Raw genomic sequence first — 490 nt, forward strand, 5'->3', positions numbered from 1 at the left:
CGGGGGCGTGTTCACGCTCGGCTCGCCCAGGGGCAGTGAGAATCTTCGACCCCTTGCGTCATTCACCTGAACCGCACGTACCGAGGAGACAGACAGATCGTGGCACCTTCGACAGGATCGGTGCATCCAGTACGCGCGCTCGCCGTTTTCACGACGATCGTCGCCGCGCTGTATGCGTTGGTCTTCTTCACCGGAGACAAGTCCCCTACCCCGGAACTGGGGATCGACCTGCAGGGCGGGACACGAGTCACCCTCACCGCGCGCACACCTGACGGCAGCACGCCGAGCCAGGACAGCCTCCGGCAGGCACAGCAGATCATCGAGACCCGCGTCAACGGTCTGGGCGTCTCGGGGTCCGAGGTCGTGGTCGACGGTGACAACCTCGTCATCACGGTGCCAGGCGACGACAGTTCGCAGGCCCGTTCGCTGGGCCAGACCGCGCGTCTGTACATCCGCCCGGTGATCGGTTCGCAGGCCGCGGCCGCCCCCG

1 pseudogene is annotated in these 490 nt (G+C 66.7%); it reads left to right on the forward strand.

The features are described 5' to 3' along the window. Positions 1 to 99: 99 nt before the first annotated feature. Positions 100 to 490: pseudogene (locus tag IJ15_RS0124190) on the forward strand (protein translocase subunit SecD); the annotation flags it as partial.

The sequence above is a fragment of the Prescottella defluvii genome (assembly GCF_000738775.1).
GTDB classification, from domain to species: domain Bacteria; phylum Actinomycetota; class Actinomycetes; order Mycobacteriales; family Mycobacteriaceae; genus Prescottella; species Prescottella defluvii.